The 25831-nt window shown below is 32.2% G+C and carries 17 protein-coding genes; 14 read left to right on the forward strand and 3 right to left on the reverse strand.

Annotation, left to right across the window (positions count from 1 at the left end):
- Positions 1 to 65: 65 nt before the first annotated feature.
- The 4 genes from addB (at position 66) to AC3WQX_RS01790 (ending at position 8911) form a co-directional block, all read left to right on the forward strand.
- Positions 66 to 3533: a helicase-exonuclease AddAB subunit AddB gene (gene addB, locus AC3WQX_RS01775; protein WP_023350599.1), complete on the forward strand. Its 3468-nt coding sequence runs from the start codon at positions 66 to 68 to the stop codon at positions 3531 to 3533.
- Positions 3533 to 7189: a helicase-exonuclease AddAB subunit AddA gene (addA, locus tag AC3WQX_RS01780; protein ID WP_037560603.1), complete on the forward strand. Its 3657-nt coding sequence runs from the start codon at positions 3533 to 3535 to the stop codon at positions 7187 to 7189. Before addB ends, addA begins: the two co-directional genes overlap by 1 nt.
- Before the next feature lie 198 nt (positions 7190 to 7387).
- On the forward strand, positions 7388 to 8293 hold the full coding sequence (locus AC3WQX_RS01785; RefSeq protein WP_002433262.1) for a fumarylacetoacetate hydrolase family protein: 906 nt from the start codon (positions 7388 to 7390) through the stop codon (positions 8291 to 8293).
- Between the two features lie 216 nt (positions 8294 to 8509).
- Positions 8510 to 8911 carry a YisL family protein gene (locus AC3WQX_RS01790; protein ID WP_002433419.1) on the forward strand — a complete coding sequence of 134 codons (402 nt, stop codon included), beginning with the start codon at positions 8510 to 8512 and terminating at the stop codon, positions 8909 to 8911.
- A 134-nt stretch (positions 8912 to 9045) separates the two neighbouring features.
- Here AC3WQX_RS01790 and AC3WQX_RS01795 read toward each other — a convergent pair whose 3' ends face one another.
- Complete coding sequence (locus tag AC3WQX_RS01795) at positions 9046 to 10362, reverse strand: CoA-disulfide reductase (RefSeq protein ID WP_023350597.1); 1317 nt, start codon at positions 10360 to 10362, stop codon at positions 9046 to 9048.
- 81 nt (positions 10363 to 10443) lie between these two features.
- Complete coding sequence (locus AC3WQX_RS01800; RefSeq protein ID WP_023350596.1) at positions 10444 to 11265, reverse strand: Cof-type HAD-IIB family hydrolase; 822 nt, start codon at positions 11263 to 11265, stop codon at positions 10444 to 10446.
- Positions 11266 to 11377: 112 nt separating this feature from the next.
- On the opposite strand from AC3WQX_RS01800, the gene AC3WQX_RS01805 reads away from it, so the two are divergent.
- The 4 genes from AC3WQX_RS01805 to AC3WQX_RS01820 all read left to right on the forward strand — a co-directional run bounded on the left by AC3WQX_RS01805 (position 11378) and on the right by AC3WQX_RS01820 (position 17930).
- Positions 11378 to 11686: a metal-sulfur cluster assembly factor gene (locus AC3WQX_RS01805; protein WP_002433201.1), complete on the forward strand. Its 309-nt coding sequence runs from the start codon at positions 11378 to 11380 to the stop codon at positions 11684 to 11686.
- A gap of 461 nt (positions 11687 to 12147) precedes the next feature.
- Positions 12148 to 13968 carry an acyltransferase family protein gene (locus AC3WQX_RS01810; protein ID WP_002433383.1) on the forward strand — a complete coding sequence of 607 codons (1821 nt, stop codon included), beginning with the start codon at positions 12148 to 12150 and terminating at the stop codon, positions 13966 to 13968.
- Between the two features lie 233 nt (positions 13969 to 14201).
- Positions 14202 to 16814: an ATP-dependent chaperone ClpB gene (gene clpB / locus AC3WQX_RS01815; protein ID WP_023350594.1), complete on the forward strand. Its 2613-nt coding sequence runs from the start codon at positions 14202 to 14204 to the stop codon at positions 16812 to 16814.
- A 600-nt stretch (positions 16815 to 17414) separates the two neighbouring features.
- The gene (locus AC3WQX_RS01820; protein ID WP_023350592.1) at positions 17415 to 17930 is read left to right on the forward strand and encodes a YbhB/YbcL family Raf kinase inhibitor-like protein; all 516 of its coding nucleotides are present in this window, start codon (positions 17415 to 17417) and stop codon (positions 17928 to 17930) included.
- Between the two features lie 111 nt (positions 17931 to 18041).
- Here AC3WQX_RS01820 and AC3WQX_RS01825 read toward each other — a convergent pair whose 3' ends face one another.
- Positions 18042 to 18236, reverse strand: a complete 195-nt coding sequence (locus tag AC3WQX_RS01825) for a YjzD family protein (protein ID WP_002433216.1) — start codon at positions 18234 to 18236, stop codon at positions 18042 to 18044.
- Between the two features lie 305 nt (positions 18237 to 18541).
- Here AC3WQX_RS01825 and AC3WQX_RS01830 point away from each other — a divergent pair, with 305 nt between their 5' ends.
- The 6 genes from AC3WQX_RS01830 (at position 18542) to opp4B (ending at position 25830) form a co-directional block, all read left to right on the forward strand.
- Positions 18542 to 19483, forward strand: a complete 942-nt coding sequence (locus tag AC3WQX_RS01830; RefSeq protein ID WP_002433345.1) for a beta-ketoacyl-ACP synthase III — start codon at positions 18542 to 18544, stop codon at positions 19481 to 19483.
- 11 nt (positions 19484 to 19494) lie between these two features.
- Entirely contained in the window at positions 19495 to 20739 is a 1245-nt protein-coding gene (fabF, locus tag AC3WQX_RS01835; protein ID WP_023350591.1) for a beta-ketoacyl-ACP synthase II, read from the forward strand.
- A gap of 402 nt (positions 20740 to 21141) precedes the next feature.
- Positions 21142 to 22854, forward strand: coding sequence for an oligopeptide ABC transporter substrate-binding protein (gene opp4A / locus AC3WQX_RS01840; RefSeq protein WP_023350590.1), 1713 nt, complete (start codon positions 21142 to 21144; stop codon positions 22852 to 22854).
- 52 nt (positions 22855 to 22906) lie between these two features.
- On the forward strand, positions 22907 to 23899 hold the full coding sequence (locus AC3WQX_RS01845; protein WP_023350589.1) for an ABC transporter ATP-binding protein: 993 nt from the start codon (positions 22907 to 22909) through the stop codon (positions 23897 to 23899).
- The gene (locus tag AC3WQX_RS01850; RefSeq protein ID WP_023350588.1) at positions 23892 to 24875 is read left to right on the forward strand and encodes an ABC transporter ATP-binding protein; all 984 of its coding nucleotides are present in this window, start codon (positions 23892 to 23894) and stop codon (positions 24873 to 24875) included. The genes AC3WQX_RS01845 and AC3WQX_RS01850 overlap by 8 nt, the downstream gene beginning before the upstream one ends.
- The gene (opp4B, locus tag AC3WQX_RS01855) at positions 24868 to 25830 is read left to right on the forward strand and encodes an oligopeptide ABC transporter permease (protein WP_023350587.1); all 963 of its coding nucleotides are present in this window, start codon (positions 24868 to 24870) and stop codon (positions 25828 to 25830) included. The genes AC3WQX_RS01850 and opp4B overlap by 8 nt, the downstream gene beginning before the upstream one ends.
- The last annotated feature ends 1 nt before the right edge of the window (position 25831 follow it).

Genomic DNA, 25831 nt, shown 5'->3' on the forward strand with positions numbered 1-25831 from the left:
TTTTATTAATATTAGAACCTAACTTTGATGTGATAATATAAAGGATAAAGGAGTGAGGGAATGTTATGGAATTAAATACATATATCGGTAGAGCTGGTACGGGCAAATCAGCTTCGATGTTAAATTATATAAAGAATGAAATGAAACATGATCCTTTAGGCGATCCCATCGTATTAATCGCTCCAACTCAGAGTACGTTTCAATTAGAACAAGCTTTTGTAAATGATTCAGAACTTAATGGAAGTTTGAGAACAGAAGTCCTTCACTTTGAAAGATTAAGTCATCGTATTTTTCAAGAAGTAGGGGGATATACAGAACAAAAATTATCTAAAGCTGCTATGCAAATGATGATTTATCATATCGTTCAACAATATGATTCAGAACTTAAATTATACCGTTCTCAATCTAAATATTATGGCTTTAGTGAAAAACTTGCTGAACAGATTCAAGATTTTAAAAAATATAGTGTTACACCGGACCATTTAGATCAATTTATTACAGAACATCAATTACAAACAAGAACGCAACATAAACTAGAAGATATTACTCTAATTTATAAAGAATTAGAATCTCGCATGAGCGGTGAATTTATAACTACTGAGGATAGTTTAGAGCGTTTTATTGACCAAATGTCTAAATCTGAGTGGCTCAAACGGGCAGAAATATTTATCGATGGTTTCTACAACTTCTCAACACTTGAATATAGGATTATTGAAGCTTTAGTACAACATTCTAAGAGTGTCACAGTTCTACTAACAACAGATGGTAATCAAGACCCATTCAGTCTATTTAGAAAGCCATCAGAAGTTTTAACACATCTTGAAGACATTGCGAATCAATTAAATATTCACTTAAATAAAACCTTATTTCAACAAAAGTTTCGATTTGAAAATGATGATCTCAAACATTTAGAAAGTGATTTTGATGCTTTGCAAATGACACCTCAATCTCATTCAAATCATGTGGAAATACTTGAATCTTCAAATATGCGTGAAGAAGTAAATGAATTAGCAAGACGAATTATTAGAGATGTTCGTGATCATCATTTGAGATTTCAAGACATTGCTATCTTATATCGTGACGAATCATATGCATATTTATTCGAATCTATTTTTTCTTTATACGACATTCCCTTTAATATCGATACTAAAAAGTCAATGTCACACCATCCAATTATGGAAATGATTCGTTCTTTAATAGAGGTCATACAGTCAAATTGGAATATTAACGCAATGTTGCGTTTATTTAAAACAAATGTACTAACTTCACAATTTAAGAATAGTAGCTACTTAATAGATTTATTGGAGAATTTCGCATTAGAGCGCGGTGTATATGGTAAACGTTGGTTGGATGAGGAAGTATTTCATGTTGACCAATTTAATAAAATGGGACGTAAATCTCATGCTCTAACCCCTCAAGAAAAAGAAACTTACGAAGAGGTAGTTCGTTTAAAGAATAACGTCATTAATAAAGTTCTTTACTTTGAAAAAGCGATGAGTGACGCTACCACTGTGAGAGATTTCGCGACTGCTTTTTACGAAAGTATGGAATATTTTGAGCTGCCAAACCAACTCATGACTGAGAGAGATGAGTTAGATGTAGAAGGTAAGCATCAACAAGCGGAGGAAATCGATCAAATTTGGAACGGATTTATTCAAATTTTAGATGATTTGGTAACAGTTTTTGATACTCAAGAGATGACTTTGAAACAATTTCTTGAAGTGTTTGATATAGGATTAGAGCAACTAGAATTTGTCATGATACCACAGACCTTAGATCAGGTAAGTATTGGTACAATGGATTTGGCTAAGGTCGATAATAAACGACATATATACATGGTAGGTATGAATGATGGTTCATTACCTCAACCGGTATCTTCATCTAGCTTGATTACAGATGAAGAAAAGAAATATTTTGAACAAAATGCACAAATTGAACTAAGTCCGACATCAGATATTTTACAAATGGATGAAGCATTTGTTTGTTATATTGCTATGACACGCGCACGAGAAAAAGTAACTTTTTCATATAGTTTGATGGGAAATTCAGGCGATGAAAAAGAAATAAGTCCATTTTTATCACAAATTAAAGATTTATATCATCATTTAGATATAGTTAATATTCAACAAGAACATGAAGAACAACCAATAAGTCTTATGCAACATGTGCATCAAACTAAAATTGAATTATTTGATGCATTGCGTACATGGTTAGACCATGAGGACGTGGATATAAGATGGCTAGATGCATACCAAGTGATTCGAGATGATGAGCAATTAAATGATGGATTGGATTATCTTATCACTTCTCTAACTTATGATAATGAAACAGTACAATTAAATGAGACACTTACAAAGCAATTGTATGGAACAACTATTAATGCAAGTGTGTCACGTTTTGAAGGCTATCAACAATGTCCATTTAAGCATTATGCCTCCCATGGTTTAAGGTTAAATGAACGTTCGAAATATGAATTACAAAACTTTGATTTAGGAGATATATTCCATTCAGTGCTCAAACATATTTCTGACCGTGTAGAAGGTGACTTTAAAAACTTAGATCGTAAGAAGATTAAAGCGCTAACTGAAGAAGCATTAGAGTTGATACTGCCTAAAGTTCAATTCAACTTATTGAATTCAACAGCCTACTATAAGTATTTATCTAGAAGAATAGGTTCTATAGTAGAAACAACTTTAAATGCATTAAAGTATCAAACAGGCTTTTCAAAATTTATACCGCAAAGGTTTGAGACAGGATTCCGAAAATCACCTAGAAATAAAGATGAATTAGTTGCGCAACCTCTACATACTAAACAGGGAATCCCAATTAACATAAGAGGTCAAATCGATCGGATTGATACGTATACTAAAGGCGATCACAGTTATGTAAATATCATTGATTATAAATCTTCAACTGGTAGTGCGACTTTAGATTTAACGAAGGTGTACTATGGTTTGCAAATGCAAATGATGACTTACATGGACATCGTCTTACAAAATAAAGATAGATTAGAACTTACTGATATCGTTAAACCTGGTGGATTACTTTATTTCCATGTCCATGAACCACGTATTAAATTTGATAACTGGTCTAAAATTGATGAAGATAAATTAAATAAAGAACTAATTAAAAGTTTCAAAATGAGTGGTCTTGTAAATAGTGATGAGGAAGTAATAGATGCTTTAGATAAGCGTTTGGAACCAAGCTTTAATTCAGATATCGCCCCAATTGGTTTAACTACTAAAGGTGCCATAAGTAAGAATACGAGTCGTGTAGCGAATGAAAACGTTATTCGTCAATTTATTCAGCACAACAAAAATAACTTTATCGATACGGCTACTCACATTATGGATGGCCATACAGAGGTAGCCCCTTTAAAATACAAAAATACTTTACCATGTCAATTCTGTAGTTATCAGTCAGTATGCCATGTGGATAGTATGATAGATAGTAAACGCTATAGAACTGTAGACGAGTCTATTAAACCTATAGAATTAATCCAAAATATGATTGACGAAGGTGGTGACCAGTGATGATACCAACTAAACCTAATGACGTAATTTGGACTGACGCACAGTGGCGTAGTATATACGCTAAAGGTCAAGATGTACTCGTCGCTGCTGCCGCTGGTTCAGGTAAAACTGCCGTATTAGTTGAACGTATTATTCAACGTATTCTCCGAGATAATATGGACGTTGATCGTTTACTAGTTGTAACATTTACAAATTTAAGTGCGCGTGAAATGAAGCATCGCGTAGATCAACGTATTCAAGAAGCTTCTCTTGCAGAACCTGAAAATGAACATTTAAAAAATCAACGTGTTAAAATTCATCAGGCTCAAATTTCTACATTACACAGTTTTTGTTTAAAATTAATTCAACAACATTACGATGTTTTAGATATTGATCCTAATTTTAGAACAAGTAGTGAAGCTGAGAATGTCTTATTATTAGATCAAACAATTGACGATGTTCTTGAACGTCATTATGACATTTTAGACTCAGATTTTATCGAGTTAACTGAGCAATTATCCTCAGATAGAAATGATGACCAATTTAGAAATATTATTAAACGTTTGTACTTCTTTAGTATTGCGAATCCTAATCCATTCGAATGGTTAGATCAGTTATCTCAACCTTATAAAAATGAAGGCCAACAAGATCAATTGCTGAAATTACTTAATGATTTGGCAATGATATTTCTTAAAGCTGCTTATGAAGAGATTATAAAAAGTTTTAATTTGTTCTCAATGCTCGACAATGTGGAAAAGCAATTAGAGGTAGTGGAAGATGAACACCGCTTTGTTTCTAAAGTGATCGAAGGTGACATGATTAATTCTGAATTATTGGTCTCACATGAATTTGTGAGCCGTTTCCCTTCAATTACCAAAAAGATTAAAGAAGCAAATGAAGGTATGGAAGAAGCGTTAGATGACGCTAAGAAACATTACGATAAATACAAAAGTCTAGTTAGTGACGTAAAAAATGATTATTTTTCAAGAAGTGCGGATGATTTGAAGTTAGATATGCAGAAATTGGCTCCCAGAGTAGCCTATTTAGCTCAAATCGTAAAAGATGTGATAGAGGAATTTAGCAAGCAAAAACGAAGCCGTAATTTACTGGACTTTGCAGATTATGAGCATTTTGCCTTGCAAATACTCACTAATGATGATGGTACGCCTTCACATATCGCAAAAACGTATCAAGAACATTTTGAAGAAATCCTAGTGGATGAGTATCAAGATACAAACCGTGTTCAAGAAAAGATTTTATCTTGTATTAAAACAGGTGAAGAGTACAACGGAAACCTATTTATGGTAGGTGATGTTAAGCAATCAATCTATAAATTTAGACAAGCTGATCCAAGTCTATTTATTGAAAAATATAATCGGTTCACTAGTGAAGGGGAAGGTACAGGTATGGTCATCGACCTATCTCAAAACTTCCGTTCTAGACAAGAGGTACTTTCTACCACAAATTATTTATTCAAACATATGATGGACGATAACGTAGGAGAAATAATATATGATGATGCGGCTCAATTATATTATGGAGCACCATACGATCAAACTGATAATCCTGTACAACTTCGTGCATTAATTGAAGCGGATAAAGAAACGAGTGAATTGACTGGAAGTGAGCAAGAAGCCAACTACATCGTAGAACAAGTAAAAGATATAATTGCAAATGAACAAGTATTTGATATGAAGACTGGAACATATAGAAGTTCAACATTCAAAGATATTGTAATACTTGAGAGAAATACTGATAATGCGCGTAATTTGCAACAAGCTTTTAAAAATAGTGATATTCCCTTCCATGTTAAAAGTAAAAAAGGATATTTTGAACAAACTGAAGTACAACTTGTTTTATCATTTTTAAAAACTGTTGATAATCCCTTACAAGATATATATTTAGTAGGGCTCATGCGTTCAGTTATTTATCAATTTACTGAAGATGAATTAGCAGAAATTAGAGTAGTTAGTCCTAACGATATTTATTTTTATCAATCGATTCAAAATTATATTGAGGATGATAATTCTAAAACTCATTTAGTTCATAAACTACAAAGATTTATAAAAGATATAAAAAATTATCAAGATTATAGTCAAAATCAACCTGTTTATCAGCTAATAGATAAATTTTATAACGACCATTTCGTAATACAGTACTTTAGTGGTCTTATTGGTGGTAAAGGTCGACGTGCAAACCTTTATGGCTTAATTAATAAGGCTATCGAGTTTGAGAACTCTAGCTTTAGAGGTTTATTCCAATTTATTCGATTTATTGATGAATTGATTGATAGAGGAAGAGATTTCGGTGAAGAAAATATAGTTGGACCAAATGATAATGTTGTTAGAATGATGACCATTCATAGTAGTAAAGGATTAGAGTTTCCGTTCGTTATTTATTCAGGACTTTCTAAAAAATACAATGAAAAAGACCTGACTCAGCCTGTAATTCTAAACCAACAATACGGATTGGGAATGGATTATTATGATACTGATAAAGAAATGGTTTATCCATCATTATCCTCAGCAGCCTATCGCGCTATTAATAGAAAAGAGCATATTTCTGAAGAAATGCGTCTTATTTATGTAGCATTAACTCGCGCTAAAGAACAATTAATTTTAATAGGTAGAGTCAAAAAAGAACAAGAATTGACAGAACTTGAACAATTACCTATATCTGCAGATCTTATTGCAGTGAATGAGCGCTTGACGGCTAAAAATTCATTTAAATTTATTTACAGTATTTTATCCAAACATCAATCAGCATCTTTACCTGATGATCAGAAATTCGAACGAGATATTGAAACACTTAATTCTGAAGTGAAACCACGCGTAACGATTACAATTGATCACTACGAAGATGTATCTACAGAAGAGGTCACGCCTGAAAATGAACGTCGAACAGTTAACGATATTGACGACATTAACAGTGGAAATGATGACGTAAAAGCTAAGATTCACCATCAATTAGCATATAGATACCCTTATCAAGAAGATACTTTAAAACCTTCAAAGCAGTCTGTATCTGAACTTAAACGTCAACTTGAAACTGAGGAAAGTGACACAAATTATGATAGAGTTAGACAATACCGTATCGGCGTAGCGACATATGAGCGACCTAGATTTTTGAGTGAAAATAAGAAACGTAAAGCCAACGAAATTGGTACGTTAATGCACACAGTCATGCAACATCTCCCTTTTAATGAATCAGGATTAACAAGAGAAGAGCTAGATTCATATGTTGATAAGCTGATTCAACTTAATATCATTGAAGAGGATGCCAAAGCTGATATTAAATATGATGATATTATGAGATTTATTGAAAGTTCCTTGTATTTGCAAATTGCACAAGCAGACAAAGTGTATACTGAATTGCCGTTTGTAGTTAATCAAGCTATGGTCGATCAATTACCTGAAGATAATCAAGACGTTTCAATTATCCAAGGTATGATTGATTTAATTTTCCAAAAGGATGGAAAATACTATTTCGTTGATTATAAAACAGATGCATTTAATCGACGAAAAGGGATGACTGATGATGAGATTGGTCAACAACTCAAACAGAAATATCAAATCCAAATGGAGTATTACCGTAATACGTTAGAAACTATACTCAAACAGCCGGTTCAAGGTTATCTATATTTCTTTAAATTTGGTATGTTAAAGATAGATGAATAAAAATGTGTTTCAATTAGTTAGAATAAATATTCGCTATGTCAGTCATAAGTGTAAGGCTTATGATGACGTAGCGTTTTTATTTATTGATATCAAATATCCTATTAAGAAATTTCTTAATTTTCTTACTTATATGTTTGTTATTTGAACTTAGATATAGTTATAATATGTAATAAGATATAGATGAGGAGTTGATTATGAATGAAATTTTTATCATTCAAACACAATGACAGAACTTCATACGGGGTAAAAGTTAAACGTGAAGATGCTGTTTGGGATTTACCAATGGTTTTTGCTGAATTTGGTGAAGAAGATTTTCATCCCAAAACATTACTACAAGGATTACAACAAAACCAGACTTTAGATTTTCAAGAACAAGTACGTAAAGCAGTTGTGGCTGCTGAAGATAGCGGTAGAGAAACAGAGTTTAAAATTTCGTTTAATGATGTAGAGTTTTTACCTCCAGTTACACCTCCAAATAATGTTATTGCATTTGGGCGTAATTACCAAGATCATGCGAGCGAATTAAATCATGAAGTTGAACGTTTATATGTATTTACTAAAGCTGCTTCATCTTTAACTGGTGATGAATCAACAATTCCTAATCATAAAGATATTACAGACCAATTAGATTACGAAGGTGAACTTGGTATTGTCATTGGTAAATCAGGTGAGAAGATTCCTAAAGGTTTAGCTTTAGATTATATCTATGGTTATACAATTATTAATGATATAACTGACCGCACAGCTCAAAATGCGCATGACCAAGCATTCTTATCTAAAAGTTTAACTGGTGGCTGTCCAATGGGACCTTATATCGTCACTAAAGATGAATTACCAACCCCTGAAAATGTTAACATCGTAACTAAAGTGAACAACGATATCCGTCAAGATGGTAACACTGGACAAATGATTCTTAAAATTGATGAGTTAATTGAAGAAATTTCTAAATATGTAGCACTACATCCAGGTGATATTATCGCGACAGGTACACCAGCAGGCGTAGGAGCAGGTATGGAACCGCCACAATTCTTGCAACCTGGTGATGAAGTTAAAGTTACAATTGATAACATTGGTACGTTAACGACTTACATTTCAGAAAAATAATTAATTACTACTAAATTTTAAAAGCTTGTTGTATATAGATAGGCTGTCGATAAAATTACTTTTATCGACAGCTTTTTAGATTTGAGTTAACTCATCATTTATATTTCTTACTACATACAAAATGATAGAGTTATAAAATTTAAAAGTGCTGCTACATTTATAATTTCTAAATATGTTATGATAGTTGAGAAAATAAATATATGGGGGGACACAAGCATGTTACATGTCCATATCTTAAGTTGGGTATTAGCAATAGTATTATTTATCGCAACTTATTTAAACTTTTCAAAAATACAAGGTCCTTCACCTTACTTTAAACCATTACATATGGCATTAAGACTATTTATGTTACTCACATTATTTACTGGTTTCTGGGAATTAATTAAAGAATTTATCGCAGCAGCTCATGGCGATGGTGGAAACCATATGTTACTTACTTTGAAAATGCTATGTGGTTTAGCGGTTATTGCTTTAATGGAAGTAACCATAGCTAAAAGAAAGAAAAAAGAAGAAGGACATAAATTCTTTTGGATTACAATCGCGCTAATTATTATAACAATGGCTATTGGCATCATCTTGCCATGGGGCCCATTAACTAAAATGTTTGGTTTAGGTTAAAGTAATTAAAACAAGAAACTGCGTCTATACGTCATTGTATAGTACGCAGTTTTTTTATGTTCTTTTGGTTACATTATAGATTTTAAATATTACTTTATTAGATAGAGCAAGGTTATGAGCGATGTAAATGTGCTTTATCTAGCTTTGTAACCAATCATATTAATTAAATCTTTTGGGTGACTATATGGTGGAGCATAAGCAACTTCAAATTCTGTTAATTCATCAACTGTCATTTGGTTCATCATTGCTATAGACAAGACATCAATCCTTTTATCTACGCCTTCTTGTCCAACTGCAGCGGCGCGTAAAAGTTTACGTGAAGTTTTGTCATAATATACTCTTAAATGTAGGGGAGTATTTCCTGGGTAATAACCAGCATGAGCTCCTTGTTTAACTTCTACCATTTCATAATCAAAATGAGAAAGTTCATTTGGTTTAACACCCACACTTGCGAATGTATAATCAAAGAATTTAACAATATTAGATCCTAAATACCCTTTAAATGTAATTGATTTATCTCCAGCTAATTGTTCTGCAATAATGCTAGCCCCTCTGTGTGCTCCCCATGCCAATGGTACTTGAGCTTGTAAATCAACATGTCGATAAAATGAAGTTATAACATCACCTAAAGCGTAAATATTGGGTATATTTGTTTGAAATTTATCATTTACTGGTATGAAGCCGTGATCATCTAAGTGAATATTAGAAGATTGAATAAAGTTCGAATGCGGATGTGTTCCTACGCCTTCAATAATAAGGTCGTATTTTTCAGTTATCCCAGATGTAAAAGTAACTTCATTACCTTTAATTTGATGAATTTCTTCGTCAAATCTGTAAGAGATATTTCTTTTTTCTAATTCATCGATAATAGGGTGATTCATATCTTGATCCATTAGTTTATTAATTTGCTCTGAACGATGAATTAATGTGACGTCGAGCCCACGAGTATATAAGTTCTCTAATACTTCTAGTGATATATAACCAGCACCGACTACCAACGCATTTTTAGCATGGTTATTAGAGATAAACTGATCAATTGCATCAGTATCTTCTAAATTTCTTAAATTAAATGAAATATTGCTATCAAATCCTAGATTATTAGCCCCAGCACCAGGACTTAAAATAAGCGTGTCATATGATTCTTCAAATGTTTCTCCGGTTTGTCTATTCACAACAGTGACTGTTTGATGCTTATCATTAATTTCAGTTACTTCATGATAGGTTTTAACTTTAATTTGCTTTTTATCATAAAATGATTCTGGTGTATAAGCTAATACTTTTTCCCTTTCAGTAACAAGCTGACCAATATAATAAGGTAGGGCACAGTTAGCAAAGCTCATGTCTCTATCTTTCTCAAATACAATAATCTCGCTTTCTTTATCTAAACGACGAATCTGACTAGCGCAAGTTGCACCGCCTGCAACAGCACCAATAATGATTATTTTATTCAAATTGTGAACTCCTTTTATAAAAAATTAAAAAAATAAAAAGGGATACATCATCCATGTCATCCCCTTTAATACTTATCTTTATTAATAATAACGAATATTCAAATCAAAGAACTCATTTAAATAGCGACCTATACCATCTTCGTTATTACTATATGTCGTATCATTTGCGACATCTTTTAATTCCTGTAAACCGTTATTCATTGCAATACCATGTGATGCATATTTAATCATTTCTATATCATTATCTTCATCACCGAAAGCAATCACTCGTTCATCTGCGACATTAAGATACTGTTTAACGCATTTGATGCCTCGTGCTTTATTAATACCACGTTTAACGATTTCTATAACAGGAAATGGTGCACCCCAACGACGATGTTCAATATTCTCAGCGTAAAAATGAGTTAACATATCCTTTATTTTAGGAATATTATCTTCTTCTGCTTCAACAAGTAAAGAAGTTGGAGGTTCTGTTAGTTGCTCTAATAAATTACCTGTTTGTATTTTAGGATTCCCCATTGAAAATCCTTCAAATAGGCGTGGATCATGATTATTAATGAATACATAATCTTTTACTTCAGCTATGATATTTGTAACATGAGATTGTTGAAGGGCAGTTATTATATTTTTTGAAATTTCTACATCTAAAACTTCATGTATTGTAGTAAAATCGTTAGCTTTAGGATGATGGACGTAAGCGCCATTGAAATTGACAACCGGTGTATTCATATTTAATTCATGATAATAGATTTGACTTGCTCTATATGGACGACCAGTAGCAATCATAATATGATGGCCACGTTGTTGTAGTTCAGTTAAAACTTGTTTTGTATAGGATGAGATTTCTTTGTTGTCATTTAATAATGTTCCATCTAAATCTAGACAAATTAAATAAGGTTGCATATAAGACTCCTTGTGTATCAATTGTTCATGTAACAGTATCATAGCATTTTATTGGCGTTTTGTCGGATATTTGATATATTAGTATAAAGATAATTTTAAAGAGGTGATACTAATGGAGGAAGCATTAAAAGATAGTATCCTAGGGGCTCTTGAAATGGTAATCGACCCTGAATTAGGCATTGATATTGTCAATTTAGGTTTAGTATATAAAGTTGATGTAGACGATGAAGGTCTATGCACAGTTGAAATGACTTTAACTTCTATGGGCTGTCCTTTAGGACCACAAATTATTGAACAAATTAAAGGTGTATTAGCAGAAATTCCTGAGATTTCTGATACAGAAGTAAACATTGTTTGGAATCCGCCTTGGAATAAAGACATGATGTCTCGTTATGCTAAGATTGCTCTCGGTGTTGGATAACTAATAAATGACTAGGAATAGTTACACATTTTTACTTTTAAAATGTGTGTAGCTATTCTTTTTTGTTTAAACATATAAATTTTTTATGATAGCGCTATTTAAGATTAAAGTGAGTTAAGAAATTTTTAATAAATTGACATTACTATTTAAATTGAATTAATGTTACAAATATATTACAATACATAAGGCTTACTACATTTCGGGAAATGAAAATTCTTGCATAAAAGTGTTTAGATTTGCGCGTTATATAGTGCATGTTTAATGAAAATGTGAGGTATTTGACATAAATTTATTAAGTTAATAAGAATGAAACAGTAATTTTCAATATTTAATATGTATGGAAAATTGAATAAGAAGTGTATTAGATGAACTGAAAAGCATTTGTTTTATCATGGGAAATTATAAAAAACTCAATTTAACTGTCTAACGAATTAACTACTTATAGGGAATGAATGTTAACAATGGAAAAAGAATTAAAGAAAGGTCATCAACGCGGTAAAAAAATGCGTTATATGCCTGGACTTGATGGTTTGCGAGCAATTGCTGTTATTGGAATTATAATATATCACTTAAATAAAAAATGGCTTACTGGCGGTTTTTTAGGAGTGGATACATTCTTCGTAATTTCTGGTTATTTAATTACTAGTTTATTATTAAAAGAATACGAAGAAACTGGAATAATTAATCTCAAAAACTTCTGGATTAGACGTATAAAGAGATTGTTACCCGCAGTTTTAGCATTGCTAATTGTTGTTGGACTTGCAACACTGATACTTGAACCGGATAATATTGTAAGAGTTAAACATGATATTGTTGCAGCGATATTCTATGTTTCAAACTGGTGGTATATTGCTAAAGATGTTAATTACTTTGAACAATTTTCATTTATGCCATTAAAACATCTGTGGTCACTGGCTATTGAAGAACAATTCTATTTGTTCTTTCCTGCGATATTGATATTATTATTGCTTACGATTAAGAAATATAGAAATGTGGCAGTAATATTTTGGATTATATCATTAGTATCACTTTTATTGATGGTAATTATCTCACAGCCACATATGAATCACTCACGTGTCTATTTTGGTACAGATACCAGATTACAAACGCTTTTATTAGGTGTACTTCTTGCATTTATGTGGCCACCATTTAAACTCAAGACTCAACCACCTAAAGCATTAAGAGCAACAATTGATACTGCTGGAATAGTCGGGTTAATATTTTTATTCATTCTATTCCTTACCGTTAAAGATGATAGTGATTGGATTTATAACGGTGGATTTTATATTATTTCAACGATGACCTTGCTTATTATAGCAAGTGTAGTTCATCCTGCAACTTTAGTTTCTAAAGTATTAGGTAATCCAGTTTTTGTTTATATAGGCAAACGTTCATATAGCTTGTATTTATGGCATTTTGCAGTGATTAGTTTTATCCATAGTCACTATATAGATGGTCAAATACCAATATATGTCTATCTACTTGATATCATTTTAACGATAGCGTTAGCTGAGTTATCTTATCGATACGTCGAAACACCATTTAGAAAGCAAGGTTTCAAAGCATTTGCTATAAACAAACGTTTCAAGCCTCAGTTTATTAGAACAATTATTACTATTGTATTAGCTTTGCCACTTATTTTAATACTTGCAGGTGCGTTTGATAAATTAGGTAAAGATAACATTAATGATAAAGCGCAAACATTTAACACTAGCGAAAATGATAAATATCTTATCCGTATGTTACCTATCGATGACATTAAACTTACTGCTGACGGAAGAACTGAAGAGGGTAAAGAGGATGAAGTATATTCTAATATTAAACCATTGCTAATTGGTGACTCGGTCATGGTAGATATAGGTGAGCAATTTAAATCTAGAGTTCCTAAAGCAAATATTGATGGTAAAGTAGGAAGAAATTTATATCAAGCATTACCTTTAGTAGATAGTAATTATAAACATTATAATCAGCCTTCAGATCAAGTTGTCCTTGAATTAGGTACAAATGGTGATTTTACTGAAGATCAACTTGATAATTTAATCGAAAAATTTGGTAAAGCTCAAGTGTATCTCGTGAACACTAGAGTACCTCGTTCATATGAAGGCCATGTAAATGAATTAATGGCTGATGCTGCTAAAAAACATAAAAATGTAAAACTTGTTGATTGGTATCAACGGTCGGAGGGGCATACAGAGTATTTTGCTCCTGATGGTATTCACCTTGAAAATAGTGGTGTTGAAGCACTCACTGATGAAATTCTAAAAAATATGAAAAAGAAATAGCTTAAAATAAGGAACTAGTTTGACGTATAAATTACGTTAGGCTAGTTTCTTTTTGTGGTAAAAATGAGAGTGATGGATATAAATATCTACTTCAAGAAAAAAATAAAAAGGTCAAAAAGTAAGTGTAAATCATTGAATTAAAAGTAAAGAAGGTCTATAATGTAATTAAGGTCAAAGAAAGTCAAAGTCAAAAATCAATTTTGACCTACTCTAAATAATAGAGGTGATAACAATTGGATATTAATCAAATGACGTATGCTGTTCAAGGAGCTTTACAAAAAGCCGTTGAAGCAAGCAAAGAATATGAATTACAAAATATTGAAATCGAAGCTTTATTAAAAGCTGCTTTAGAAGAAAATGAAAGTTTGTTTAAAAGCGTATTAGAAAGAGCAAATATTGATGTTGATCAATTAACGAAAGCTTATGAAAATAAATTAAAAAATTATCCAACAGTACAAGGCGATAATGTTCAATATGGTCAGTATATAAGTCAAAAAGCGAATGATTTACTAAATAAAGCTGAAACTTATATGAAAGAATATGATGATGAATTTATTTCTATGGAACATTTATTGCGTGCTGCAATGGATATTGATGAAACGACTCAACAATATGTCGGAAATAAAACTGAAGTTATTAAAGAAATCATTACTAAAATTAGAGGAGGAAATCATGTGACATCTCAAAATCCTGAAGTAAATTACGAAGCTTTAGAAAAATATGGTCGCGACTTAGTAGAAGAAGTTCGCCAAGGAAAAATGGATCCTGTTATTGGTAGAGATGAAGAAATACGTAACTCTATCCGTATTTTAAGTCGTAAAACTAAAAACAATCCCGTACTTATTGGTGAGCCCGGTGTAGGTAAAACAGCTATAGTTGAAGGTCTAGCACAACGTATAGTTAAAAAAGACGTTCCTGAATCATTGTTAGATAAAACCATTTTCGAATTAGATTTAAGTGCCTTAGTAGCTGGAGCGAAATATAGAGGGGAATTCGAAGAACGACTTAAAGCTGTGCTTAAAGAAGTAAAAGAATCAGAAGGTCGAATTATTCTCTTCATTGACGAAATTCACATGTTAGTAGGCGCTGGTAAAACTGATGGCGCAATGGACGCTGGGAATATGCTTAAACCAATGTTAGCACGTGGTGAATTGCATTGTATTGGAGCAACTACACTTAATGAGTATCGAGAATATATTGAGAAAGATTCCGCTTTAGAACGTCGATTCCAAAAAGTTGGTGTGAGTGAACCTGATGTAGAAGATACTATATCCATTTTACGTGGTTTGAAAGAACGCTATGAAGTTTATCATGGTGTGCGTATTCAAGACCGCGCTTTAGTTGCAGCTGCAGAATTATCCGATAGATATATAACTGATAGATTCTTACCTGATAAAGCAATTGACTTAGTCGATCAAGCTTGCGCTACAATTCGCACTGAAATGGGATCTAACCCAACTGAATTAGATCAAGTCAACCGTCGTGTAATGCAATTAGAAATTGAAGAAAGTGCTTTAAAAAATGAATCAGACAACGCAAGTAAACATCGTTTAGAGGAATTGCAAGAAGAGTTATCTAATGAAAAAGAAAAACAAGCTTCTTTACAATCTCGTGTAGAACAAGAAAAAGAAAAAATTGCAAAAGTACAAGGAAAACGTGCAGAATTAGACCGTAGCCGACAAGCTCTAGAAGATGCTCAAACTAAAGGTAATCTTGAAAAAGCTGCCGAACTACAATATGGTACAATTCCTCAATTAGAAAAAGAATTAAAAGAATTCGAAGAGGCTTATCAAGATGAAACAGGTGAGGATAGCGAAAGAATGATTCGTGAAGTTGTATCAGATGAAGAAATTGGAGATATTGTAAGCCAATGGACAGGCATTCCAGTATCTAAACTTGTAGAAACTGAAAGAGAAAAACTTCTTAGCTTAAGTGACATCTTGCACGAACGTGTCGTAGGTCAAGATAAAGCAGTTGATTTAGTATCTGATGCCGTTGTTCGAGCACGTGCAGGTATCAAAGATCCTAATAGACCTATCGGTAGTTTCCTATTCTTAGGACCAACTGGGGTAGGTAAAACTGAATTAGCCAAATCACTTGCAGCATCATTATTTGATTCTGAAAAACACATGATTCGTATTGATATGAGTGAATATATGGAGAAACATGCTGTCTCTCGTTTAATTGGTGCGCCTCCAGGTTATGTAGGCCATGATGAAGGTGGACAATTAACTGAAGCAGTCAGACGAAATCCTTATTCAGTTATTTTATTAGATGAAGTAGAAAAAGCGCACAGCGATGTCTTCAATGTGCTACTTCAAATATTAGATGAAGGTCGACTTACTGACTCTAAAGGACGCAGTGTTGATTTCAAAAATACAATTATCATCATGACAAGTAATATTGGATCACAAGTGTTACTTGAAAACGTTAAAGACGCTGGAGAAATTAGCGAAAGTACTGAGAAAGCGGTAATGGATAGTTTACATGCTTATTTCAAACCTGAAATCTTAAACCGTATGGATGATATTGTATTATTTAAACCATTATCAGTTAGTGATATGAGTATGATTGTCGATAAAATCTTAACTCAATTAAACATTAGATTATTAGAGCAACGAATCTCAATTGAAGTATCTGATAAAGCTAAAAAATGGCTAGGTGAAGAGGCTTATGAACCACAATTCGGTGCTAGACCATTAAAACGCTTTGTTCAAAGACAAATCGAAACACCACTTGCCCGCATGATGATTAAAGAAAGCCTACCTGAAGGTACAACAATTAAAGTAGATTTAAATTCTGACAATGAATTACAATTTGACATTGAAAAACCAGAAAGAATTTAATTAAATAGAATGAATCAAACAAAGATCCAAGAAAGTGTGTGCAAGTCACTTTCTTGGATTTATTTTTTAAAGTTGCTCTTTCTTTATAAATGATTTAAATGTATCAATAAAATTCTCCAAATATTTGGTTTTCTTTCTATAATAAATATAAGTATAAGAGACAGGAGGAACAATATGTTCTGATTTATTAATTAATAAGTTGAAATCGTTTATATATTATCTTGCTATACTATATCTGGGTACTTAGCTTCTAAATATTTAATAGAATATTTAAACTTTAAATATCTTTCGGAGATATCTTTATTAGCGTTTTTAGTGTTATTTTTTACTGGTCAAATAAAATTAATTATAATAAGTATGGTATTTTTAGGTATATCTTCAGGATTAACCCGACCTCAAACTATAAAAGGAATATCAAATACTTCTTATTTAAAGCAAGTTTTAAATAATGCTGAAAACTTATACTTCATTATAAATACATCTTTTTTATATTAGGTGGTTATTTATATTCTCTCGGAACCATTCAATACGTTCTGTTGTATATATTGATGCTTTATATCATTTGTATAATAATAATTATATTACTAAGGAGAAGACAACATGATAATCAACACTAATTTTAAAAACAACATTATATCTTATGACTATGCTGCAGGTGCACAACCTACTCATCTAATACATAATAACCCAATTAAATCTTTTCCATTTACTGTAGAAGATTTACCATTCGGTACAAAATATATTGCTTGGACATTAATAGATTATGATGCTATTCCAGTATGTGGCTTCCCGTGGATTCATTGGGCAGTTGCTAACGTGAGTGTAAATAGCGATACAATAGATATTGTTGAAGACCTTTCTAGAATTAAAGGTGACTTTGTACAAAGTAAGAACAGCTTTGCAACAGGTTTATTAGCTGAAGACTTTTCAGATATTGATAATTATTATGTAGGGCCTACGCCTCCAGACAAAGATCATTACTATGAACTTGTAGTTTATGCTTTAAGTGAAAAGCTTAATTTAAAAAATACTTTCTATTTAAATGAATTATTACATCAAGTTGATTCTAAATTATTAGATAAAGCAAAAATTAATTTAGTAGGTAGAAAAGTTTAAGGGATAGGGCATCTTCCTCATAAACAATAATAAAACTCCATTTTGGTAAAAAAAAGACGAGAATACGTATGAACAATTAAGTCATCGTATCTCGTCTTTTTATAAATATTACTATGAATCGTATTGATCTGAACCTTTGCTTGGTTTCATAACCGCACCTAAAATAGCGATAAAAATTGTGAATACAACAGCCATAATGATTGGATTAATTACATTAAGCGCTGGACCACTGTTAAGGCTATTCAATACGAAGTTAACCATTTCAAGCAATAATACTGCCCAAATAAATGTCATGAGGTATTTCATTGCCTATAACCTCCGCTTATAAAATCGATAACTCTATTTTAAGTGAAATATTTAAGTTTGTATAGTAGTAATCAAGGATTAAGTCCTATAATTTTAACCTTTTTAGGATTAAGGATATCATACAATTATTATGAGCAAATTGTTGTTATTAATCACTTAAGCTATTTAAAGGTTTTGAGGTCATAGATAAGCCTAAAACGCTACTTTTGAAAAGAGGTATAAAAATGAATCTACTTGAGTTTGAAAACAAAAATGTGTTAAATTAATACCTGGTATTAAAAATTTATTTAAGAAGGTGTACGACCATGAACGTGGGTATTAAAGGTTTCGGTGCTTATGCTCCGGAAAACATTGTAGACAATGCCTATTTTGAACAATTTTTAGAAACTTCAGATGAATGGATTTCTAAAATGACTGGTATTAAAGAAAGACACTGGGCAGATGAAGATCAAGACACATCTGACTTAGCGTACAATGCGAGTGTTAAAGCAATTGAAGATGCTGGAATTCAACCAGAAGATATAGACATGATTATTGTAGCAACTGCAACAGGTGATATGCCGTTTCCTAGCGTAGCTAATATACTACAAGAACGTTTAGGAACTGGCAAAGTAGCAACTATGGATCAACTTGCTGCTTGTTCTGGATTTATGTATTCAATGATTACTGCTAAACAATATATTCAATCTGGTGATTATAAAAATATATTAGTTGTAGGTGCTGACAAACTATCCAAAATAACGGATTTAACTGACCGTTCAACTGCTGTCTTATTTGGTGATGGTGCTGGTGCAGTAGTGATGGGTGAAGTTTCTGAAGGCCGTGGAATCATCAGTTATGAAATGGGTTCTGATGGTAGCGGTGGAAAATATTTATATTTAGACAAAGAAACTGGTAAATTAAAAATGAATGGCAGAGAAGTATTTAAATTTGCTGTAAGAATCATGGGTGATGCATCAACACGTGTAGTAGATAAAGCAGGTTTAACGTCAGATGACATTGATTTATTTATCCCTCATCAAGCAAATATTCGCATTATGGAATCTGCGAGAGAGAGATTGGGTATAGAAAAAGAGAAAATGAGTGTTTCGGTGAATAAATATGGTAATACTTCAGCTGCTTCTATACCTTTAAGTATCAATCAAGAGTTACAAAACGGAAAAATTAAAGATGACGATACTTTAGTCTTAGTTGGCTTTGGCGGAGGCTTAACATGGGGCGCAATCGTTATCAAATGGGGAAAATAGGAGGATAACGTATGAGTAAAAATAATAGAGTTGTTATAACGGGTATCGGAGCCTTATCTCCAATCGGTAACGATGCTAAAACAACATGGGCAAACGCATTAAAAGGAGTAAATGGTATCGATAAAATTACACGTTTAGATACCGAAAAATATAATGTTCATCTTGCAGGTGAGCTAAAGGACTTTAATATTGAAGATCATATTGATAAAAAAGAAGCACGTCGTATGGATCGTTTCACACAATATGCCGTTGTTGCTGCGAGAGAAGCGGTACAAGATGCGAAGTTAGATATCAATGATCAAACAGCTAATAGAATTGGTGTTTGGATTGGTTCAGGTATTGGTGGCATGGAAACATTTGAAACTGCGCATACTACACTTGTTGAAAGAGGACCACGTCGCGTAAGCCCGTTCTTTGTACCAATGTTAATTCCTGACATGGCTACTGGACAAGTTTCAATAGACTTAGGTGCTAAAGGTCCGAATGGTGCTACGGTTACAGCTTGTGCAACTGGTACAAATTCAATTGGTGAAGCATTTAAAATCATCCAGCGTGGTGACGCTGATGCGATGATTACAGGTGGTACTGAAGCTCCAATTACTCACATGGCAATTGCTGGGTTTAGCGCAAGTCGAGCTTTATCTACAAATGATGATAAAGAAACAGCTTGTCGCCCATTCCAAGAAGGCCGTGATGGTTTTGTCATGGGTGAAGGTGCAGGTATCGTGGTTATAGAATCATTAGATTCTGCTAAAGCGCGTGGAGCTGAAATTTATGCTGAAATCGTTGGTTATGGTTCTACTGGAGATGCATATCATATCACAGCACCAGCTCCAGAAGGTGAAGGCGGTTCAAGAGCTATGCAAGCTGCCTTAGACGATGCAGGTATTGAAGCAAAAGACGTTCAATACTTAAACGCGCATGGTACGAGTACGCCTGTAGGCGATTTATATGAAGTTAAAGCTATCCAAAATACATTTGGAGAAGCTGCAAAATCTCTAAAAGTAAGTTCAACAAAATCAATGACCGGTCACTTATTAGGTGCAACAGGTGGTATTGAAGCCATCTTCTCAGCACTATCAATTAGAGACTCTAAAGTCGCACCTACCATTCACGCGGTCACACCAGATGAAGAATGCGATTTAGATTTCGTTCCTAATAAAGCTGAAGACTTAGATATTACTTATGCTATGAGTAATAGTTTAGGCTTCGGTGGACATAACGCTGTATTAGTATTTAAGAAATTTCAAGACTAATTGAACATAAATAAAAATCTTCAAGTGAGTTTATAGATGGCTCACTTGAAGATTTTTTATATGGAAAAAGAAATAACAATTTTAATTACCAAGGGCATATATTTTATAATTTAATAGGTTTCTCTTTATACTACAGTCTTATAATAAATCTTTCTACGAGTTTTGAATCTTTACATCTCACAAAATTATCAATCCTACAGGTTTCCTAAATATTAATGGAAACTAAGGAGAAATAAGTAGACTTATATTTAAACTATTCATATAAATTCAATGATTTTAATTTTAAAATTAGTGAAGATACTTAGTAAATAAATTAACAGAATATTCTAAAAATACACTTGTAATATAATTTATTAATAGTAAACTGTAAAAAGCAACTAAGAATCAACAGGAGGGAATTGGATGAAAAAATGCTTTAAGTATTTAAGTTTATTTTTAGTGATTATACTAGTGCTTAGTGGCTGTGGTAAAGGTAAACAAGAAGATGCATCTAGTGATGAGAGTAAGACAGCTTCGTCCGAGCATAAAGGCGGAGTCTTGAAAGTTGGAATGCCAGCCGCGCCAACTGGAGTTTATTCTTCTGTACTAAGTTCTGATCACACAGATTTTACAGTTGAAAGTTATTTCAATGAAGCTTTAATGAAAATTGATAAAAAAATTAAACCAAAACCATATATCGCATCATGGAAAGATATAGATCCTGGTAAAAAGATTGAGTTTAAGATTAAAAAAGGAATCAAATGGCATGATGGTAATAAATTTACTATAGATGATAGGATTTATACTTTAGATGTATTAGCTAATAAAGATTATGATGGTCAATACTATCCTTCTGTGGAAAATATTAAAGGAGCAAAAGAAGTACATGAAGGAAAAGCAGATCATATTAGTGGTTTAAAAAAATTAGACAACTATACTATGGAAGTTACATTTGATAAGAAAAAACTTAACTATCTTACAGGATTTGTTGGCGGACCGTTACTAAGTAAAAAATATCTTAGTGATATACCAGTAAAAGATTTGTCTAAATCTGACAAAATACGTAAGCATCCTATTGGAATTGGTCCTTACAAAGTTAAAAAAATAGTGGCTGGAGAAGCTATTCAGTTAGAAAGATTTGATGATTATTGGCAAGGAAAACCAGCTCTAGATAAGATTGAATTAAAAGTAGTAGATCAACCGCAAATGATTAAAGCTTTAGAAAAAGGAGATATTGATTTAGTTGATGACGCCACTGGACCCATGGCTAAAGAAGCTAAAAAATCTAAAAACAATTTAAAAGTTTTATCTACTCCAAGTCTAGATTATGCAATTATTGGCTTTGTTTCTCATGATTATGATAAAGCTAAAAACAAAACTGGAAAAGTTAGACCAAAATACGAGAATAAAGAGCTAAGACAGGCTTTATTATATGCGATAGACAGAGAAAAGAGGGTTAAAGCATTCTTTAATGGTTATGGTTCAGTAATTAACTCATTTGTTCCAAGTACGGAATGGATTGCAGCTGATCCTAAAGATTTAAAAGATTACAAATATGATCCTGAAAAATCTAAAAAAATCTTAGATAAGTTAGGTTATAAAGATAGAGATGGGGATGGTTTCAGAGAAGATCCAAATGGAAAACCTTTTGTAATTAACCTCAAACATTACGCTGGAACAAATCCTACTTTTGAACCTAGAACAGCAGCTATTAAAGATTTTTGGGAAAAAGTTGGTTTAAAAACTAAAGTAAAATTAGTTGAATTTGGTAAATATAATGATGACTTAGCCGATGCCTCTAAAAATATGGAAGTTTATTTCAGAAGTTGGGCGGGTGGAACTGATCCAGATCCTTCAGACTTATATCATACTGATAGACCTCAAAATGAAATGAGAACCGTTCTACCAAAATCAGATAAGCTTTTAGATGATGCTTTAGATTTCGATAAAGTTGGCACAGATGAAAAGAAACGTAAAGAACTTTATGTTAAATGGCAACAATATATGAATGAGGAACTACCAGCTCTGCCTATGCTACAGATGAAATCAATCGCTATAACTAATAATAAAGTACGCAATTATGATATTCAATTAGGTACTGAAGCACAATTCTATAAAGTGACAAAAGATAATTAATTTAAGTAAACCTCGACCAAATGTCGGGGTTTATTTTTAAGGGGGGATAAGAATGGAGCATCTTTTAGAAGTTAAGGAACTTGAAACATCACTTCTAATTAATAAGCAATGGTTTCCAACTATCGATAAAGTAAGCTTTAAATTAGATAAAGGAGAAGTTTTGGGTATCGTTGGTGAATCTGGATGTGGGAAATCTATACTAAATAAATCAATTATCAAATTATTACCTGAAAAGATTTCAAAAATTACTAATGGTGAAGTTCTTTTTGAAGGAAAAAGAATAGATAAATATAGCGAGAAGGAATTCTTAAATATTAGAGGTAACGATATTGGAATGATATTTCAAGAACCAATGACAGCATTAAACCCAGTTTTTAAAATAAAGAATCAAATAATTGAGAGTATATTAGTGCATCAGAAGAAATCTAAAAAAGAAGCCTATAAAGAAGCTAAGGAATTACTTTTGAAAGTTGGAATTTCTAGACAGGATGAGGTGCTTAATAGTTATCCTCATCAACTTTCAGGTGGTATGAGACAAAGGGTTATGATAGCTATGGCCATTTGTTGTTCACCTAAATTATTAATTGCAGATGAACCAACTACTGCATTAGATGTAACTATACAAGCTCAAATATTAGATTTATTAAAAAATATACAAAATGATACTCAAATGTCTATTATTTTAATTACTCACGATTTAAGTGTAGTTTCGGAATTTTGCGATAAAGTAATGGTAATGTACGCAGGTCAAATTGTAGAATATGGAGATTTAAAATCTATACTAAACAAGCCTAAACATCCTTATACAAAAAAATTATTAAAAACAATTCCTACTTTAGAAGATGAACGGGATAGATTAGAAACTATTGAAGGAATCGTACCATCTATCACTGATTTTCAGTTAGATAAGTGCAGATTTGCTAATAGATGTGATGAAAAGATTGAAGTATGTGACTCTCAATGTCCGAAAATGACTCATGTTGATAGTTCTCTAGTTCGTTGCCATTTATATCAAAATCAAAGTGAGGAAGAACATCATGAATAACATATTAGATGTGCAAAATGTAAAAAAATACTATGAATTAAAAACTGGTTTATTTCAAAAAAATCAATATGTTAAAGCTGTAGATGACATTTCATTTTCTATCAAAGAAGGACAAACATTTGGCTTAGTGGGAGAGTCAGGATGTGGGAAATCAACTATTGGTAAGACAATTGTGAGGTTAGAAAATGTTACGAGTGGAGACATTAAGTTATGTGGGGAAAATATTACTCATTTGAAAGGAAAGAATTTAAGAGAAGCTCGTCAAAATTTTCAAATGATATTTCAAGATCCCTATGCATCATTAAATCCTATGCAAATGGTTGGAAACATTATTGCTGAACCACTACTTAATTATAAAAAAGTCTCTAAAGCAGAAGTAAAGAAAGAAGTTGTGCATTTATTAAAATGTGTAGGTCTTAGTGAAGAAGCATACTTTAAGTATGCTCATGAATTTTCAGGAGGACAGCGACAACGTATTGGAATAGCAAGAGCTATTGCTCTAAGACCGAAGCTAATAGTTGCCGACGAACCGGTAAGTGCATTAGATGTGTCGGTTCAATCTCAAGTATTAAATATTTTAAAAGATTTACAAGATGAATTTAAATTAAGTTATCTTTTTATTGCACATGATTTAAGTGTAGTTAAACACATTAGTGACATCATAGGTGTCATGTATTTAGGTAATATGGTTGAAATAGCTTCTCATGAAGAAATTTATACAAAACCTTTACATCCTTATACACAAGCACTCATTTCTTCTATACCTCAATTTAATCAAGAAAAAAAGAACAGAGTAATCTTGAAGGGAGAGTTACCTTCACCAAGTAATCCACCAAGTGGATGTCCTTTCCAAACTAGATGCCCTTTGGTTCAAGATAAATGTAGGAGAGAGAAACCTAAACTGAAAGAAATAATTAAAGATCATCAAGTAGCTTGTTTTTATCCAAACCATGTAGGGAGTGTAGCTAATGTTTAAGTTAATAATAAAAAGACTAGGTCTAATGATTCCATTGCTCATTATAATTTCGATGGTAGTTTTTGCATTAGCAATTATACAACCGGGTGATCCTTTTTCAGGACAACATGGTACGAATATTAAACAAGAAGCATTAGATGCTCAACGAGAAAAATTAGGTCTTAATGACTCAATACCACAACAATATATTAGATGGGCAAATAATATTATTCATGGAGATTTTGGTGAATCAATCAAGTATAAAAGACCAGTAATGGATCTCATTAAAGAGAGACTACCCAATACCATTCTTTTAGGTAGTGTATCTCTCATTATTACCTATATTATTTCTTTTACTTTAGGAATAGTATCTGGAAGATATGCATATACGATTAGTGATTACTCAATACAAGTATTTAACTACATAATGCTAGCTATTCCTTCTTTTATAGCAGGTGTATTTGCAATATTTTTCTTTGCCTTTCAATTAAATTTATTTCCTTTCCAAGGTTCTGTTGATATTAATGTTCAAGAAGGTACGTTCTCATACTATATAAACAAGCTTTATCATACGATTTTACCAGCGGTTACATTGGGATTGTTATCTACTGCAGGTTATATACAATATTTACGTAATGATATTATTGAAAATTCGCAAAAAGATTATGTATTAACTGCTCGATCTAAAGGACTTTCTACAAATCGAATTTATATGAAGCATATTTTGAGAAATTCTTTAATTCCAATAATTACTTTTCTAGGGGCTGACATAGTTAGTATATTGGGTGGAGCTGTAATTACAGAAACTATTTTCTCTTATAACGGTATTGGAAAATTGTTTTTAGAGTCAGTAACAGGACAAGATTACCCAGTTATGATGGCAATGACATTATTTTTCTCATTTTTAGGTTTGCTAGGAAACTTAATTTCAGATATTACGTATGGCTTTGTTGATCCACGAATACGAAGTAATTAAT

It is taken from the genome of Staphylococcus sp. FW104-15G4D, from assembly GCF_058790135.1.